Source organism: Flavobacterium pasteuri, assembly GCF_048286615.1.
GTDB lineage: Bacteria > Bacteroidota > Bacteroidia > Flavobacteriales > Flavobacteriaceae > Flavobacterium.
In genome coordinates, this window is sequence record NZ_JBLVPN010000011.1 from 96,211 (window position 1) to 113,208 (window position 16,998).

Consider the following 16,998-nt stretch of genomic DNA (forward strand, 5'->3'; position numbering starts at 1 on the left):
GCATCCTCTTTCTTTTTTTTCTTTAAAAAAAGAAAAAGATACAGCGGATAGCAGGATATAGCTCCTAAAACAAAACAACTAGATTTAAATTTTAATAACGAATTTAGAAACTAAAAAACATATAGAATGGATATCAAACAAAACATTTTGGACGCAGTAAATGAGTGGCTTACGCCAACATTTGACACCGCTACTAAGGAAGCTATCAAGGAATTGATGACTACATCGCCTAAAGAACTGGAAGAGAGTTTTTATAAAAATCTTGAATTTGGAACGGGTGGAATGCGCGGAGTTATGGGTGTAGGAAACAATCGTATCAATAAATATACGCTTGGGAAAAGCACACAAGGACTTTCGGATTACTTGCATACTGCATTTCCTAACCAACCTTTGAAAGCCGTTATTGCTTATGATTGTCGTCATAATAGTGATACGTTGGCCAAATTAGTTGCTGATGTTTTCTCGGCTAACGGTATTGAAGTGTATTTGTTTTCGGAATTGAGACCTACTCCAGAATTGTCATTTGCAGTGAAACATTTAGGCTGTCAGTGCGGAATCGTTCTTACGGCATCACACAATCCACCAGAATATAACGGATACAAAGTATACTGGCAAGATGGTGGACAAATTGTACCGCCGGAAGATGAGGGAATTATCAACCTTATTGAGAATTTAAATTACAATCAAATCAAGTTTACTGCCAATGAGGATTTGATACATTATATAGATACGGAAGTTGATGAAGCTTTTATCAAATCGACTATCGAAAATGCGAGTTTTGGAACTTCGGCTGAAGCCAAAGAAAATCTGAACATCGTTTTTACCTCTTTGCACGGAACCTCTATAAAATTAGTTCCTGATACCTTATCGCAAGCGGGTTATCCTAACGTGAATATTGTTGAAGAACAAAGAGTGCCAAATGGTGATTTCCCAACTGTTAAATCTCCAAATCCAGAAGAGCCGGAAGCATTGACAATGGCATTGGCATTAGCAGATAAAACGAATTCAGATATTGTAATTGGGACTGATCCAGATTGTGACCGTTTAGGAATTGCCGTTAGAAACAACGAAGGTAAAATGACGCTGCTTAACGGAAATCAAACGATGATTTTGATGACTGCCTTTTTATTGGAACAATGGAAAAAAGCGGGTAAAATCAATGGTAAACAATTCGTGGGTTCAACAATCGTTTCGACTCCTATGATGATGGAATTAGCGACAAACTACGGTGTAGAATGCAAAGTTGGTTTGACTGGTTTCAAATGGATTGCCAAGATGATTAAGGATTTTCCTGAGTTGGAATTCATTGGTGGTGGCGAAGAAAGTTTTGGTTATATGGTAGGCGATGCCGTACGTGATAAAGATGCTGTTGCAGCTACTTTATTGATTTGCGAAGTTGCGGCTCAAGCCAAAGCAAAAGGAAGCACGGTTTACAAAGAATTACTACAACTGTATGTTGATAACGGTTTTTACAAAGAATACTTAGTTTCATTAACTAAAAAAGGGATGGATGGTTTACAGGAAATTAATCAGATGATGATTGATTTACGTGAAAATCCATTGAAAGAAATCAACGGACAGCGAGTTGTTATGGTGGAGGATTACCAATCTTCAATAGCAAAAAACTTGCTTACTGATGAAGAAACTAAAATGGAAATCCCAAAATCGAATGTATTGATTTACTACACTGAAGATGGTTCTAAAATTTGCGCCAGACCTAGTGGAACGGAACCTAAAATAAAATTCTACATCAGTGTAAATACGGAATTGGATTCAGTAGCAGATTTCAATGAAGTAGAAAGCATTTTGGACAATAAAATAAAAAATATTATTACTTCAATGCAATTGAATTAATAAAAAAACAAAATTGATTTTTCAGACAGACCCGATAAGTAGAGAACTTATCGGGTCTTGATGATAAAAAAACAACTTAAATGGACTCAAATTTCAAAAAAATTATTCCTTTCACAAAACCATATCGTTCTCATATGGTTTGGAATGTAATATTCAATATTTTTTACGCACTATTTAGTACTTTGTCTTTTATTGCATTAATCCCTATGATGGATGTCCTTTTTGGCACAAGTGAAAAAATCAACAAAAAACCTGTTTTAGAATCTATTTTTGATATTATCAAATTCTCTAAAGAATACTTATACTATAACATCACACAACTAACAGACGAGCATGGTCCTGAATTTGCGCTGCTGCTAGTTATAGGTATAGTAAGCATCACTTTCCTGTTAAAAAATCTATTTAATTACCTAGCATCCAATCATTTGATGCATCTTAAAAATGGTGTATTAAAGGATTTAAGAAATTCAATGTACAACAAAATCATCAACTTACCTGTTTCTTACTATTCTGAAAAAAGAAAAGGAGATATAATGGCTCGAATGTTAGGTGATGTAAATGAGGTTCAAAATTCTTTTTTTTCTATCCTAGAATTGATAGTAAAGGAACCAATGACTATCATATTCACCCTGGTTGGAATGATTGCAATCAGTTTCAAATTGACCTTGTTTGTCTTTATTTTCATCCCTCTATCAGGACTATTAATATCAAAAATTGGTAAGTCATTGCGCAGCAAATCCGAGAGAGTACAATATGAAAATGGCTATCTAATTTCAATTGTAGAAGAATCGTTATCAGGACTAAAAGTTGTTAAGAGTTACAATGCGGAATCAAATTTTAAAGAAAAATTTAATGATTCAGTTACCCGAGTTTTAAAATTATCTAATAGTATCGGAAAAAAGAACAACTTAGCTACGCCATTAAGTGAGTTCTTAGGAATTATTACAATTTGTGTATTGCTTTGGTTTGGTGGAAAAATGGTACTTGTAGACACGCTTCCTAATGGAAAAGCACTACTTGATGGAGCTAAATTCCTAGCTTACATGGGTCTTGCCTATAACATTCTAACTCCGGCAAAATCCATTTCTAAAGCCTCTTATTCTGTAAAAAATGGATTGGCGGCAGCCCAACGTGTTTTTGAAGTTCTAGAAGTAAAAAATGAAATTACGGACAGCGAAAACGCGGTTAAAAAACTAACTTTTGAAGACAGTATAACAATTAACAATATTAATTTCAGATACGAAGAAGAGAATGTTTTAAAAGACTTTTCACTTCAAGTTAAAAAAGGACAAACTGTTGCTCTTGTAGGACAATCCGGTAGTGGAAAAAGTACCATTGCTAATTTATTGACTCGTTTTTATGATGTAAATGAAGGTACAATCGCTATTGATGGAATTGACATCAAAGACATGAACCTGCACTCTTTTCGTGATTTAATGGGATTAGTAACGCAAGACAGTATTTTGTTTAATGATACCATAAAAGCCAATATCGCTTTAGGAAAACATGACGCCACGGACACCGAAATCATCGAAGCGTTGAAAATTGCCAATGCTTATGAATTTGTAAAAGACTTACCACTGGGAATTCATACAAATATTGGCGACAGCGGAAACAAACTTTCTGGTGGACAAAAACAACGTCTATCAATTGCCAGAGCAGTTTTAAAAAATCCTCCAATTATGATTCTGGATGAAGCCACTTCAGCATTGGATACAGAAAGTGAAAAATTCGTTCAAGTAGCACTGGAAAACATGATGCAAAACAGAACCTCGATAGTAATTGCGCACCGTCTTTCTACAATTCAAAAAGCAGATTTGATTGTGGTGATGCAAAAAGGGAAAATTGTTGAGCAGGGAAAACATGAGGAACTTATTGCTATGAATGGCACGTATAATAAATTAGTCACCATGCAATCTTTCGAATAAGCAACCACAAAACACACTTCAGACGCTTAAAATTACAGTTCAGTAAAATATTTAAAAAAGGTTGAGTAACATCTAATACATTTACTCAACCTTTTTAATTTAATACTGAAAAATATGCTTTTCAAAATCTTCTTAACCATTCATATTATTTCCGGGTTTACTGGATTACTATTGGGAACCGTACTTTTAATTCGCAAAAAAGGAGATATCATTCACAAAAAACTTGGCAAAGTATTTACTTTAGCCATGGTTTCAACTGGTTTGTGCGCTTTCTACCTTTCGTATGTGCATCCTAACTTATTCCTTTTTATAGTAGGCGTATTCACAATTTACTTGTCTATTTCAGGCTATCGAATGATTCATTTAAAGAAGGCTCATCTGGGTCAAAAACCTAAAATAGGCGATACAATCCTGACTACTCTCATGCTTATTTCCAGTATGATTTTCTTTTATATTGGAATTAAATATGTATTAGCAAAACAATTATTTGGAATCGTCTATTTCTTATTTGGGTTTACTAGTATGCGATTATGCTATGTTGAATACAAAGCTTACACCGGAAAAGTAACTGATACATTATATGGATTAAAAAATCATATCGGTAGAATGACCGGAGCTTATATAGCCGCTTTTACGGCATTCCTTGTCATTAATAACACTTTTTTACCCGCAGTTTTAGCGTGGAGTTTACCGGGAATTATTGGTGGTATGTTCATCGGTAGGACATTACGAAAATTGAAATCTCAAAAATCAAATCAATACCAATGAGAAAAAATCTACTACTCTCAGTGCTGTTTTTATTACCCTTTTTAAGCAAAGCTCAATCTGTCAAAATTGACACAATCCCTTTTACAACTAAATCTTCATTATTAGTTTTTAAGGGACAAATAAACGGCATCGAAACTGACTTTGCTTTAGACACAGGTGCTGCTATTGGAGTAATCACAGCTGAAAAAGCAAATAGCGCTAATATAAAAATTACCGGAAAAAAGAATATTACTGATAGTAATGAAGATGTAAACTCCATGAAAGAAGCTATGATTGAAACAGTAACAATAGGCTCTTTCGAAATTAAAAAAGTAAAAAGCGTAGTATATGACATGCCTTTTTTGGCTTGTAATAATTATTATTTATTAGGTGCAAATGCTATCAATAAACTGAACTGGAAAATTGATTTTGAAAAAAATCTTTTATACGTATCAAAATCAACTTTTGAATATACTAGCGAAATGATTGAGATGCCAATAACTTATAAAAATAACAGACATTTCACTACTTTTAGCATCAATGAAACTGTATTCAAAAATTGCTTAGTGGACTTAGGTTATAACGACTTTTTTGAAGTTTCTGAGAAAGAACCCTTTTTTAAAAAACTAAAACAAGAAAATGAAGATGAAATAATTTCTGGTTCACGATTGACAATGAGTCTTTCCAATATAAAAATCAACAGATACGAAGCTTTGAGTTTTGATAATTTGATTATAGGTAACAAAAGATTTGACGATTTAAAAATAGAGATTCGAGCAAATATTGAAAATAAAATCGGACTCAAATTCTTCTCTCAATTATCCTCTATTTTGATACTAAACAATGACATTTCAAAATATTATTTGAAACTTTCAAACCAACCTATTTCTCTACAAATGAGTTTTGATGCCGATTGTTATTTGAAAAATGGCAAATTAATAATCATGGGCAAGAACAACAATTCCGAAAGTTCAGCAAAAGAATTAGAAACAGAAGAGGAAGTAAAATCAATAAATGGTTTAACGGCAACTGATTTTAAAGACGAATGTGACTTTTTATTGTGGAGAATTGAAAATCTTAAAAAAGACAACTATGAAATAGAAAAGTTGAATGGAGAAAAAATCATTATAAAAAAACAAGTCCTTAAATCATAATTCTAAAATAAATTGGTGAACTTTACATATCAAATCTACTTGTTACATTCCCATTTTATTAAATAATTTAAATGTACATCAATAATCCAAACATAAAACTTCCTGAAGATCCAAACACTGTTGTTTGGAAATATCTTGACTTATCTAAGTTCTTAGATTTATTGATGTCCGAAAAATTATTTATGTCACGATCCGATAAATTCGAAGATCAATATGAAGGGACTTTTAGCGAACCCACTTTTGAGGAAATAAAAAAACTATCAATAGACAATCCTGGCTTTTTAAACTATTATAAAACACATCGGGAAAAAGTAGCGATTAGCAGTTGGCATATCAACGAATATGAATCATTTGCCATGTGGCAGATTTTCACGCAAAACAGCGAGGGTTTAGCGATTCAATCCACAATTGGGCGTTTGCAGGAATCGCTAGTTCCTGAAACTAATTTCAAGCAATATATTGGGGAAGTAAATTACATCGATTACAAAAAAGAGCACATTCCGTTTGACGATATGTTTTTTCCTTTTTTATTCAAACGAAAAAGTTTTCAATATGAAGGCGAAGTGCGAATCATCACTGACATTGGTAAAAGTGACATCAAAATCAATGAGGGACTTAAAATCAATGTAGATATCAGTCAATTGATTGAAAAAATATACATTCATCCCAAATCCGAAAACTGGTATAAAAATCTGGTCATTCAATTAGTAAAACAACTGGGATTTGATTTCACCATTGAAAAATCAGACTTGGAAAGTGATATTTTGATTTAGAATAAGTACTGCTAAACTGGCTCGTAACCAATAATTTTCCATTCTTTCTTTGACAAATCGATATAGTAATAATTCACCACATCTTTCTTATCAAACTCTCCGTTTTTATTAGTGTCCTCAACCGTTCTATAGTACAAACGATTATTAGAACCAATCAATTTCCAGTCGATTAATTCCTGAAAATCAGAGGATATTTTAGTGAATTTCTCACCGCTGATTTCGCTTAAATACAGTGCTTTTATATCACTGGTATCTAACTTTCCATCTTTATTTGTATCCATGTCCACCATCGTGTACACCATAATCTGGTTATTGGTTTTATCAGCAACTGACTTTAAATACGTGGCGGTTTGAATCAAAACAGGTTTGTCTGTCAATTTACGGATAGAATCTGAATCAACTTTTTGAAATTTCAAATTCTGCAAAAAACCGGTGATTTCAAACTCGCCATAATTGGATATTGTAAAACTCAAATCGTTCACGCTGGAAGAGCCATATCTCGATTTTATTCCTTTCTCACGAATACTTAAATCCGCAACAGGATGAATCAAATAATCCGTTCCTTCCATTTGAAGTGGCAAATCGGCAATTTGTATTTGGGTAGAATCAGTTTTGGCCAGTTCTTTAGCTCTACTTGTTCCATCGTAAGTAACTTTTGGTTTTTCAACCTCCTCTTTACAACTGGTCAAAAGTAAAATTGCGATTCCTAATATTGTGATATGTAGTTTTTTCATGTTTTTGCACTATTAAAATTCAAATGTAATCATTTTTAAAAATGGTAACGTCATTCGATACTTGATTTAACGAATTAAAATTGGGTTAAACTTTAATACTTTTAACGGTTATAACCTCGCAGTCAATTTCAAATTAAAGACTCTGGTTGTCATATAATTGGGAATTGCATATTGATTTTTAGAATATACATCCCGAACCCAAGTATTGGTAATGGCATTTTGATTGTCAAAAAGATTAAAAATCTCCAACCCTATTGCTAACTCTTTAAAATCTTTAAACCAACCCGAATTCATTTTTACTGTGGTGTTGTCTATAAAAACTTTAGAGAAACCTACATCCACACGCCGGTAATCATTCAATCTGTTTTGGTATAAATAAGGATCAACATACGATGGAGAACCGCCGGGCAATCCGGTATTGTACACCAAATTCAAGTACAATTTAATACTTGGAATATTAGGCATGTAATCTTGGAATAAAAGTCCAAATTTCAATCTCTGGTCTGTAGGTCTGGCAATATATCCATTATCATTGCTGTTTTCTTCTGTTTTCAAATAGCCAAAACTAAACCACGATTCTGTGCCGGGAACAAATTCCCCGTTCAAGCGAACATCCAGTCCTTGCGCATAAGCGGTCGCATTATTGTTAGCTGCATATCGAATGCGAACGTTGTCAATCGTGTACGTATTTACATCCGTCAGCGATTTGTAATACAACTCTGAAATTAACTTGAAAGGACGATTCCACATCTTGAAACTATAATCATTCCCAAAAACAACATGCACCGATTGCTGCGCTTTGGTATTAGGTTGCACCATTCCATCCGCATCTCTCAATTCTCTGTAAAAAGGCGGCTGATGGTATAATCCTCCCGAAAGTCTAAAAACCATATCTTTCTCCCAATCTGGTTTTATGGCAAACTGTGCTCTGGGACTGAAAGTAATTTGGGATTTCCCAGCTAAATCAGAACCTGTAACTTCCCAATTGTGTAAACGTATTCCGGCATTATACCAAACTTCACTCGAACCAATATTCGATTTTAAACTCCATTGACCATATCCCGAAAATCTATTGATGGAGTTAAAATTTGTCGCTCGAATATTTTGATACGGAACAAGCGGTCCGCTGTAAGGTGAATACGGCTGATCATTTTTTGGCAAATCAATAATGGGTGGATTCAATGAAAAACCAGCCGAATCAATTACCTCCCACTCTATTATTCTGTCACGAATAGATTCTCGGGTATATTTTATTCCCCATTCAAATTGGTTTTCTTTCCAATCATGAAATCCTTTTATCTCTGTATTTACAATTAGTGCATCCAAATCATTTCTGGCATGACTCAGCTGCGAACCAATTCCTCTTGTAAAAGCAACTTCTCCAAAAGTTTCTGACCCAATACTGGAATCCACTTCGCCTAAACGGTATTGTGCGAAAATATCAAAATATTCTTGTTCTAAAGTATTAAAAACAGAACCAATAAATTTCAATGTAAAATTATCAGAAACATTGAATGTTGTTTTTAAAGCTCCAAAATACGTATCGTATTTATCCTTTTCCTGACCTTCATAAAAAACAGTAAGTGCCATAGGATTATCTATGGTTCCAAAATTAGTTTGTCTCGTTAATGGCTGATATTGGTATTTATTTTGAGAAATATTCCCCAAAAAACTCCATTGCCATTTAGCCGAAGCTTGATAATTTATATTGGTTTGAATATCCGCAAATGATGGCGTGAAATTCGTTTGAGTTTCTTGACTTTTAACTAAAAGGCTGTTATTTCTGTATCGAACTCCCGTTACTGCAGACCATTTTTTATTCTTGGAAACTGCATCGACAGAAAGGCTTCCGCCAAGGAAACTTGCTTCAAGGCTTGCGCCAAATTTAACCGGTTTTCTGTATGTAATATCTAAAACAGATGATAGTTTATCTCCAAACTTCGCTTGAAAACCTCCCGCCGAAAAATCAACATTTTGCACTAAATCCGTATTGGTAAAACTTAACCCTTCTTGTTGTCCCGAGCGAATCAAGAACGGACGGTAAACTTCTATTTCATTTACATAAACCAAATTTTCGTCATAATTCCCACCACGCACGGCGTATTGCGTACTCAATTCGTTATTTGAGTTTACTCCCGGTAAGGTTTTTAAAATGTTTTCGATTCCGGCATTGGCTCCGGGAATTTTCCGAATCATTTCAGGATCAATTGTTGCAACACCCTGAATCAACTTTCTGTTATTCGATGTAACAATAACTTCTCCCATTTGTTCTTCCTGATCGCTCATTACTGGATTGAATTCCTTTTGTTCATTGGTATCCAAAGAAAAAATTACAGTTATTTTTTTCAACGAAACATGCGTAAAAACAAGTGTTACTTTTTCGTTTGCAGGGACTTTTAAATTGTAAAAACCATTTTTATTGGATTGAGTGCCAACACTGGAATAAGAAACATTTACGTTATCTACCGGTTGATTGTTTTTGTCTAAAATAACTCCTTTTATTCTAGCCGTTTGAGCCAATAAAGACAGGCTTACGAAGAAAAAAAAGAGAACAAAAAATAATTTATTAGTACTCAAATGATTTGGTTTTTATTTTTTTTGGCTTCTAAAAAAACGACTTTCAAAGATAGTTGAATTTCCAACATTATCAACCACCACAACTTTTAAATCATTGGCGCCATCAGCAACAATTCCATCACTGAAATAATGAGTCAATTTTCTAGTCTTGTTATCGTATTCGAATAACACCCATTTTCCGTTTAAATAACCATTGTATGATTTTATACCTGATAATTCATCGTAAATAGAGAGCTGAATGGTTTTTTGGTCACTAATCCATTTTCCTTCAACAGGAACAGCTATAGTTATTTTTGGTGCAACCGTATCCGCAACCAAAGCATATTTTCCTAAAATTTTAACCTTGGTATTAAATACATTATCTTTTTTGTAGGTTGGATTGTAATTCACTTTTTTTCCTTCGATTCTACCAATGAACATTTTCTCTCTTTGCGCCTCAGTAGATTTTGTGTCTTCAATGGAAACCGTAAAATTAGTATGAGCAGGAACAGTTTCGTCGTGTAAAAACAACGTATCATTTTTCACAAAAAAATTCAAATCAAAATCTTCATAAAAAGTTCCTGCAGGAAAGAAAACCGACATATTTGCTAAAGCAAAATTACTATCTTTATTGGCTTTTACAAAATAGTTCGATTGCACTGGTTCCGGACTAATAGTGGTAGACAATAAATCATATTGAATAGGAATAGCTATTGTTTTTTTATTTCCAAAGAAATCCGAAACTTCAATGCGATACAGCGAGGCTAAATTTGGAGTTACTTGCAAAACTCCTTTATTTTCATCGGCCTGAATAAAGCTTAAATTATACGGGTTTTTCATGAATAATTTCTGAACCCGCTGTTGCATTTTCTTATATCGTGAGTAATCAATCAGCGCATTAATATAACGCATATCGTCAAATGAATAGGTATTAAATTCATAACCGAAATTTGGTTTTCCATTATAAAAAGACTGCACTTTATATACTCCGTTATTATTAAACGAAACATCATCAGTATCATAAGCCGAAATACCAAAACCTATTGTACCGTTTGCAACTACTTTATCAGAAAGGTAAGTTCCATCTTTTTGCAAAGAAACATTTAGCAACAAAGGTCGTTTCGAGTGATTAACCGTAGTTTTTGAATCCAAAGGATACACATAAACTCCGGAAACGACAGGTTTCTTTGTATCTTTTAAAAATTTATCGTACCCAAAAAGCATCGGATTGATTATAAACTCTGTTTTAGTATCTCGAAATTCAAAATGCAAATGTGGCCCTTCTGAAGCTCCTGTATTACCGGAAAAAGCGATAATTTCTCCTTTTTTTACCACCATTTCATCAGGTTTAAAAAACATTTCGATTTCAAATGATGCCTCTTTATAATGCGTTTTCTTGATGTAGTTTTCTATTTCACCGTTGGCCATTTTTAAGTGTCCATACACTGATGTAAAACCATTAGGATGGTTGATATAAATTGTTTTTCCGTTACCAAAAGTTGATATTTTTATTCTTGACACATAACCATCGGCTACAGCATACACTTTTAATCCCTCTTTTTGTTGCGTTCTCAAATCGAAACCTGCATGAAAATGATTGGGTCTTAACTCACCAAAATTCCCGGATAATTGCATAGGAATATCTAATGGAGGTCTAAAATAATCTTTTGGATAGTCCGCTTGTGCAAAAACAGAAGTGCATAATAATAAAAAAAATACAGGAAATCTCATCGGTTACATTTTTGCTAAGATAAAAAAAGTATTCAAAACAGCACTAAAAAAAATGGTTCGTAACCATTTGTACAACTGATATTTAATTAATTTAATGCAAAAAAAATAATAAAATATTGCAAAATTAAAAAGGAATACTAACTTTGTATGATTATGTAATGAATAAGATATATAATGAGTGCAATTGCAGAAATTATTGATACTCTTGAAAGTAAGATTGAAAAACTTTTTACAAAAATGAAAGGTTTGGAGAAAAATAATCAAGATTTGAAAAACGAATTAACAAAAACTGCATCCATAATACAAACTCAGTCACAAGAGATTGAAGCGCTAAAAGCGCAGTATGAAACACTCAAAGTAGCAAATACATTACTAGGCAGTGACGATAATAAAAGAGATACGAAGCTTAAAATAAATTCATTAATTCGCGAAATTGATTACTGTATAGCACAGCTATCAGATTAATAAAAGATATGGACGAAAAGCTTAAAATTAAAATATCAATCGCAGACAGAGTCTACCCGTTAACGGTTGATTTCTCTCAGGAAGAAGGCCTTAGAAGCGCTTCTAAAAAAATTGATACGATGATCAAGCAATTTGAAGAAAATTATGCTGTTCGTGACAAGCAAGATGTATTAGCCATGTGTGCTTTACAATTTGCCTCACAAACGGAACAAAAACAAATTGATAAAACCATAGATGGAGAAGCGACCATCGAAAGAATTAAAAAAATCAATGCGATTTTAGATCAATATCTCGACAAATAAACGTTCTTTACAAAAACTAAGATACTGCCTACATTAGTTCACATTTGGTAAACTCAACACTAACAATTTAGAATGAGCAAATCATCGTTACTATAGCAAGCCAATTCAGTTTGGAAGCTTGAACAACGAGTTAGCTCAAAACTTGTCTTTTCGAGTTTATACAAGCAATCTAATGTAGGCTTTTTTATATATAAATTTTAACAAACATGGACAACATATTAACGATTATTATTTCAGGAATTATAGGTATTGCGGGAGGTTTTGGTATCGCCAAGCTGATAGAAAAAAGCAATATTTCAAACTTAATTAAAAATGCAAAAAAAGAAGCAGCATCCATATTAAAAGATGCAAATCTGGAAGCTGAAAACATAAAAAAAGATAAAATTCTTCAAGCAAAAGAAAAGTTTATTGAATTAAAATCAGAGCACGAACAAGTTATTTTATCCCGTGATAAAAAAGTTGCAGAAATAGAAAAAAGAGTTCGCGACAAAGAATCTCAAGTTTCCAATGAATTGTCAAAAGCTAAAAAAGTAAATGATGATTTCGAATCTAAAACTTTAGAATTCACTACTAAAATTGAAAACCTAGATAAAAAACAATCCGAAGTTGACAAATTGCATAAAAGTCAATTACAACAATTGGAAGTTATCTCTGGTTTATCTGCTGAAGAAGCTAAAGATCAATTAGTAGAAGGACTGAAAGCAGAAGCAAAAAGCAAAGCAATGTCTCATATTCAAGATACCATTGAAGAGGCAAAATTAACTGCACAACAAGAAGCTAAAAAAATTATTATCAATACCATTCAAAGAGTTGGCACAGAAGAAGCAGTAGAAAACTGTGTTTCAGTATTTAACATTGAATCTGATGACGTAAAAGGAAGAATAATTGGTCGTGAAGGTAGAAATATCCGTGCGCTGGAAGCTGCGACTGGAGTAGAAATCATTGTAGATGACACGCCAGAAGCTATTATCCTTTCTTGTTTTGATCCTGTACGTAGAGAAATTGCTCGTTTGGCTTTACATAAATTAGTAACTGACGGAAGAATTCACCCAGCTCGTATTGAAGAAGTAGTTGCAAAAACTGCTAAACAAATTGACGATGAAATTATAGAAGTTGGTAAACGAACCGTTATCGATTTAGGAATTCATGGTTTACATCCTGAATTAATTAAAGTGGTAGGACGTATGAAATACCGTTCATCGTACGGACAGAATTTATTACAACACTCTCGTGAAGTTTCTAAGCTTTGTGGAATCATGGCAGCTGAACTTGGCTTAAACGTAAAACTAGCTAAAAGAGCTGGTTTATTACACGATATTGGTAAAGTACCAGATGCTGAAAGTGATTTACCTCACGCATTATTAGGAATGCAATGGGCTGAGAAATATGGTGAAAAAGAAGAGGTTTGCAACGCTATTGGAGCACACCACGATGAGATAGAAATGAAATCATTATTATCTCCAATAATCCAGGTTTGTGATGCAATCTCAGGTGCAAGACCAGGAGCGAGAAGACAAGTGCTGGATTCTTATATTCAACGTCTAAAAGATCTTGAAGAAGTAGCTTACGGATTCAGTGGAGTGAAAAATGCTTATGCCATTCAAGCTGGTAGAGAACTTCGTGTAATTGTGGAAAGTGAGAAAGTTTCTGATGAAAACGCGGCTAGCTTATCTTTTGATATCTCTCAAAAAATCCAAACAGAGATGACGTATCCCGGACAAGTTAAAGTAACAGTAATTCGTGAAACAAGAGCTGTGAATATCGCTAAATAATTTATTTAAATTTTACATATAAAAAAACTTCTCATCACTGAGAAGTTTTTTTTTACATTATACTTTATAAGCGAAAACTTTAAAAGATGTGTGTATCGAAACCCGTTATTTAATCATTCAAAACATCGTTAAAAACGATTTTAAAAGTTGTTCCTACTCCTACTTTACTATCGACTGAAACAGTTCCTTTCATCGATTCTATTTGATTTTTTGTAATGTGCAACCCTAAACCTCTGGCCTCTTCATGCTTGTGAAATGTTTTGTACATACCAAAAAGAGAATCTCCAAATTTCTTCAAGTCAATACCCAATCCGTTATCAGAAATTGACAACGTTTTTTTACCATTTTCCAAAGCAAAAAAATATTTTATCTCTACTGGTTTATTAGGGTTTGAATATTTTATGGCATTTGTTGTAAAATTCAACAAAACACTTTCTAAATACGCAGGATTAAAATCAACAAAAACGCCCTCAGGAATCTCATTAATAATAGTTACTTGATTATAATTTTTTAAATTCTTGATCAAATCTAAAGTCTTATTTAAATATAAATTCAAGTCTAGTGATTTGATCGGAATGTTCGAATTACTTTGAATTAATACCAATTGAGTCAAATTAGCTATTGTTTCGTTTAAGTCATTGGAAACAGTGCGCAAATGAGCCAACATTTCTTTGTTACTTTCTAAATCTTCATCGGCATCAATAATGTCTAATAGTGATTTAATATTTCCTGATTGTGTATTTAAATTATGGGATACAATATGTGAAAAATTCAATAGTCTGCTATTTTGCTGACTATACAATTCCATCGTTCGCACTAATTCTAACTCTTTCTCTTTTTGCGAGGAAATATCAGTATGCGTGCCAATAACTCGCAATGGTTTCCCATCTTCATTACGCTCAATTACTTTACCTCTGTCTAAAATCCATTTGTATTTTCCGCTTGAAGTTAAAACACGGTGGTAATTCTCATAAAATGGTGTTTTATTATCAAAATGATCATGTATTTCAGAGTAATATTTTTCTAAATCATCAGGATGCACAATTTCATCCCAACGCTCCGGATTATCAAAAATATCCAAAGACTCCTGCTCGAGAATTTTCATTGATTGCGAGGAATAAAAAACTTTATTGGTCGTTAAATCCCAGTCCCAGACACCTGCTGTAGAAGCTTCAAGAGCAAATTTAAAACGCTCTTCAGAAATTTTAAGTTTGATTTCCTGTTCTTTCAAATCAGTTACATCTGAGATTCTTCCGTAAAAAGCAATATTCCCATCAGGATATAATTCTGATTTTGATGAAACTTTAAGCCAACGCAATCCCTTTTCAGGTAATAAAACCCGAAACTCAAAATCCCATCTTGTACTATTTCTTTTAGCGTTTACCAATGACTGAAAAAACGACAATCGGTCGGCTTGAAATATCCTGTCATAAATTAGTAATTTGTCACTATCTACAAAATGAGCTGAAGACAATTCAAAAAAATCGTTTACCGATTTACTCACTAAAGGGAATAAATAGGTATTGTCAGGAGCAATCACAAATTCAAAAATTAAATCTGGAATTTCATTAAATAATTTACTGTAAAAATTATTTAACTCTTGCCAATTTCCGTTTTGAGGAAAATCAAAAACCATATTACTTTTTATAAGATTTTACTAAAACACAATTTAGATTATATTTTTTATTTAACAGCCAAATTAATAATAAAATCGTAACTATTTAATGAGATGTTAAGCGGCATCACTAAAAACCTCTCTTTAATATCTAATTTATAAACCTTTTCTTTCTTGAAAAGTGCTAAATTTAGAATTATGTCTTAAAAATTATTTTCTGGGATGAAATGAATTAAGGACTTGCGTCAAAAACGTTCGGTCTAGATGCACATATATTTCAGTTGTTGTAATAGATTCATGACCAAGCATCAACTGTATGGAACGTAAATCAGCTCCGTTTTCTAAAAGATGTGTTGCAAAAGAATGTCTCAAAGTATGCGGGCTAATGGTTTTATTCAAATCTATTTTAACTGCTAAATTTTTAATAATAGTAAAAATCATGGCTCTTGTGAGTTGCTTCCCTCTTCTATTTAAAAAAAGCGTGTCTTCAAAACCTTTTTGAATAGTGATATGCGTTCTTATACTATTCCTATAAATTTGAATATATTTCTGCGTCAAATCACTTATTGGCACAAAGCGCTGTTTATTTCCTTTACCAGTTATTTTAATAAAACCTTCCTCAAAGAACAAATCAGAAATTTTTAAAGAAATTAATTCTGAAACCCGTAGTCCACATCCATATAGTGTTTCAATCATGGCACGATTGCGCTCGCCTTCGTTAGAGGTTAAGTCTATCGCAAAAATAAGACTATCAATCTCATCTACAGATAAAGTATCCGGAAGCTTCCTGCCCGTTTTAGGAGTTTCAATAAGTTCTAATGGATTGTCTACGCGATAATCTTCAAATATCAAATAACTAAAAAAACTTTTAAGACCTGAAATGATTCTGGCTTGTGAACGCGGATTAACTTCTTTAGCGACACTGTAAATAAATTGTTGCAGTGTTTCTTCCTCTATTTGTATTGGCGAAACTACTATTCCATTTTCTGTAAGAAAAAGACACAGCCGTTCTATGTCGAAAGAATAGTTTTCGATAGTGTTTTTTGACAAACCCCGTTCGATTCTCAAATAAGACTGATAACTTTTTATGTATGAACTCCAATTCATGTTTACAAAGAAAAGCTTTTTTTAGGCATAAAAAAATCTCCAAAATTGAGAGGTTCTTGAAATATATATTTAATAAAAAACTAGAAATGCAAGGCGAAACCAATTAACCATTGAAAGGCATTAACTGTTTGTTTTCATCAAGAGTTGCGCTTTAACGAATTACTGGCTCAATCAAAACAATATGTTAATAAATCTACTATAATCACCTTGAAAATCAAATTAATTTGATTGAAATATTAAAAAGACACTTAAAAAACTGA

The 16,998-nt window shown here is 33.0% G+C and carries 13 protein-coding genes; 8 read left to right on the forward strand and 5 right to left on the reverse strand.

What is annotated here, in order from left to right; genetic code table 11:
• Positions 1 to 126: 126 nt before the first annotated feature.
• The 5 genes from ACNQF6_RS15040 (at position 127) to ACNQF6_RS15060 (ending at position 6,456) form a co-directional block, all read left to right on the forward strand.
• Positions 127 to 1,854: a phospho-sugar mutase gene (locus ACNQF6_RS15040; protein WP_417966758.1), complete on the forward strand. Its 1,728-nt coding sequence runs from the start codon at positions 127 to 129 to the stop codon at positions 1,852 to 1,854.
• A gap of 80 nt (positions 1,855 to 1,934) precedes the next feature.
• Positions 1,935 to 3,782, forward strand: a complete 1,848-nt coding sequence (locus ACNQF6_RS15045; RefSeq protein WP_417966759.1) for an ABC transporter ATP-binding protein — start codon at positions 1,935 to 1,937, stop codon at positions 3,780 to 3,782.
• A gap of 114 nt (positions 3,783 to 3,896) precedes the next feature.
• On the forward strand, positions 3,897 to 4,550 hold the full coding sequence (locus ACNQF6_RS15050) for a hypothetical protein (protein ID WP_417966761.1): 654 nt from the start codon (positions 3,897 to 3,899) through the stop codon (positions 4,548 to 4,550).
• Entirely contained in the window at positions 4,547 to 5,683 is a 1,137-nt protein-coding gene (locus ACNQF6_RS15055) for a retropepsin-like aspartic protease (protein WP_417966763.1), read from the forward strand. Before ACNQF6_RS15050 ends, ACNQF6_RS15055 begins: the two co-directional genes overlap by 4 nt.
• Positions 5,684 to 5,754: 71 nt before the next feature.
• Complete coding sequence (locus ACNQF6_RS15060) at positions 5,755 to 6,456, forward strand: hypothetical protein (protein WP_417966766.1); 702 nt, start codon at positions 5,755 to 5,757, stop codon at positions 6,454 to 6,456.
• 11 nt (positions 6,457 to 6,467) lie between these two features.
• Here ACNQF6_RS15060 and ACNQF6_RS15065 read toward each other — a convergent pair whose 3' ends face one another.
• The 3 genes from ACNQF6_RS15065 to ACNQF6_RS15075 form a co-directional block, all read right to left on the reverse strand.
• A complete protein-coding gene (locus ACNQF6_RS15065; protein ID WP_417966768.1) occupies positions 6,468 to 7,190 on the reverse strand; it encodes a hypothetical protein in 723 nt (240 codons plus the stop codon).
• A 108-nt stretch (positions 7,191 to 7,298) separates the two neighbouring features.
• Complete coding sequence (locus ACNQF6_RS15070; protein WP_417966769.1) at positions 7,299 to 9,767, reverse strand: TonB-dependent receptor; 2,469 nt, start codon at positions 9,765 to 9,767, stop codon at positions 7,299 to 7,301.
• 12 nt (positions 9,768 to 9,779) lie between these two features.
• Positions 9,780 to 11,477 carry a M23 family metallopeptidase gene (locus tag ACNQF6_RS15075; protein ID WP_417966771.1) on the reverse strand — a complete coding sequence of 566 codons (1,698 nt, stop codon included), beginning with the start codon at positions 11,475 to 11,477 and terminating at the stop codon, positions 9,780 to 9,782.
• Between the two features lie 174 nt (positions 11,478 to 11,651).
• Here ACNQF6_RS15075 and ACNQF6_RS15080 point away from each other — a divergent pair, with 174 nt between their 5' ends.
• From ACNQF6_RS15080 to rny, 3 genes are all read left to right on the forward strand, one after another.
• Positions 11,652 to 11,942, forward strand: a complete 291-nt coding sequence (locus ACNQF6_RS15080; protein ID WP_417966773.1) for a hypothetical protein — start codon at positions 11,652 to 11,654, stop codon at positions 11,940 to 11,942.
• Positions 11,943 to 11,950: 8 nt separating this feature from the next.
• On the forward strand, positions 11,951 to 12,244 hold the full coding sequence (locus tag ACNQF6_RS15085) for a cell division protein ZapA (RefSeq protein WP_417966775.1): 294 nt from the start codon (positions 11,951 to 11,953) through the stop codon (positions 12,242 to 12,244).
• A 206-nt stretch (positions 12,245 to 12,450) separates the two neighbouring features.
• Positions 12,451 to 14,016 (forward strand): ribonuclease Y, encoded by a 1,566-nt coding sequence (gene rny / locus ACNQF6_RS15095; protein ID WP_417966776.1) that lies wholly within the window; start codon positions 12,451 to 12,453, stop codon positions 14,014 to 14,016.
• Between the two features lie 109 nt (positions 14,017 to 14,125).
• On the opposite strand, the gene ACNQF6_RS15100 is transcribed toward rny, so the two are convergent.
• Both ACNQF6_RS15100 and ACNQF6_RS15105 read right to left on the reverse strand, forming a co-directional pair.
• Entirely contained in the window at positions 14,126 to 15,652 is a 1,527-nt protein-coding gene (locus ACNQF6_RS15100) for a PAS domain-containing sensor histidine kinase (RefSeq protein ID WP_417966778.1), read from the reverse strand.
• 189 nt (positions 15,653 to 15,841) lie between these two features.
• Positions 15,842 to 16,738, reverse strand: a complete 897-nt coding sequence (locus tag ACNQF6_RS15105) for a site-specific tyrosine recombinase (RefSeq protein ID WP_417966779.1) — start codon at positions 16,736 to 16,738, stop codon at positions 15,842 to 15,844.
• Between the last annotated feature and the right edge of the window lie 260 nt (positions 16,739 to 16,998).

Excerpts from the sequence above, each read along its gene's own strand:
- ACNQF6_RS15040 (WP_417966758.1), top strand. The coding sequence starts at position 127 with ATGGATATCAAACAAAACATTTTGGACGCAGTAAATGAGTGGCTTACG.
- ACNQF6_RS15045 (WP_417966759.1), top strand. The coding sequence starts at position 1,935 with ATGGACTCAAATTTCAAAAAAATTATTCCTTTCACAAAACCATATCGT.
- ACNQF6_RS15050 (WP_417966761.1), top strand. The coding sequence starts at position 3,897 with ATGCTTTTCAAAATCTTCTTAACCATTCATATTATTTCCGGGTTTACT.
- ACNQF6_RS15055 (WP_417966763.1), top strand. The coding sequence starts at position 4,547 with ATGAGAAAAAATCTACTACTCTCAGTGCTGTTTTTATTACCCTTTTTA.
- ACNQF6_RS15060 (WP_417966766.1), top strand. The coding sequence starts at position 5,755 with ATGTACATCAATAATCCAAACATAAAACTTCCTGAAGATCCAAACACT.
- ACNQF6_RS15065 (WP_417966768.1), bottom strand. The coding sequence starts at position 7,190 with ATGAAAAAACTACATATCACAATATTAGGAATCGCAATTTTACTTTTG.
- ACNQF6_RS15075 (WP_417966771.1), bottom strand. The coding sequence starts at position 11,477 with ATGAGATTTCCTGTATTTTTTTTATTATTATGCACTTCTGTTTTTGCA.
- ACNQF6_RS15080 (WP_417966773.1), top strand. The coding sequence starts at position 11,652 with ATGAGTGCAATTGCAGAAATTATTGATACTCTTGAAAGTAAGATTGAA.
- ACNQF6_RS15085 (WP_417966775.1), top strand. The coding sequence starts at position 11,951 with ATGGACGAAAAGCTTAAAATTAAAATATCAATCGCAGACAGAGTCTAC.
- rny (WP_417966776.1), top strand. The coding sequence starts at position 12,451 with ATGGACAACATATTAACGATTATTATTTCAGGAATTATAGGTATTGCG.
- ACNQF6_RS15100 (WP_417966778.1), bottom strand. The coding sequence starts at position 15,652 with ATGGTTTTTGATTTTCCTCAAAACGGAAATTGGCAAGAGTTAAATAAT.
- ACNQF6_RS15105 (WP_417966779.1), bottom strand. The coding sequence starts at position 16,738 with ATGAATTGGAGTTCATACATAAAAAGTTATCAGTCTTATTTGAGAATC.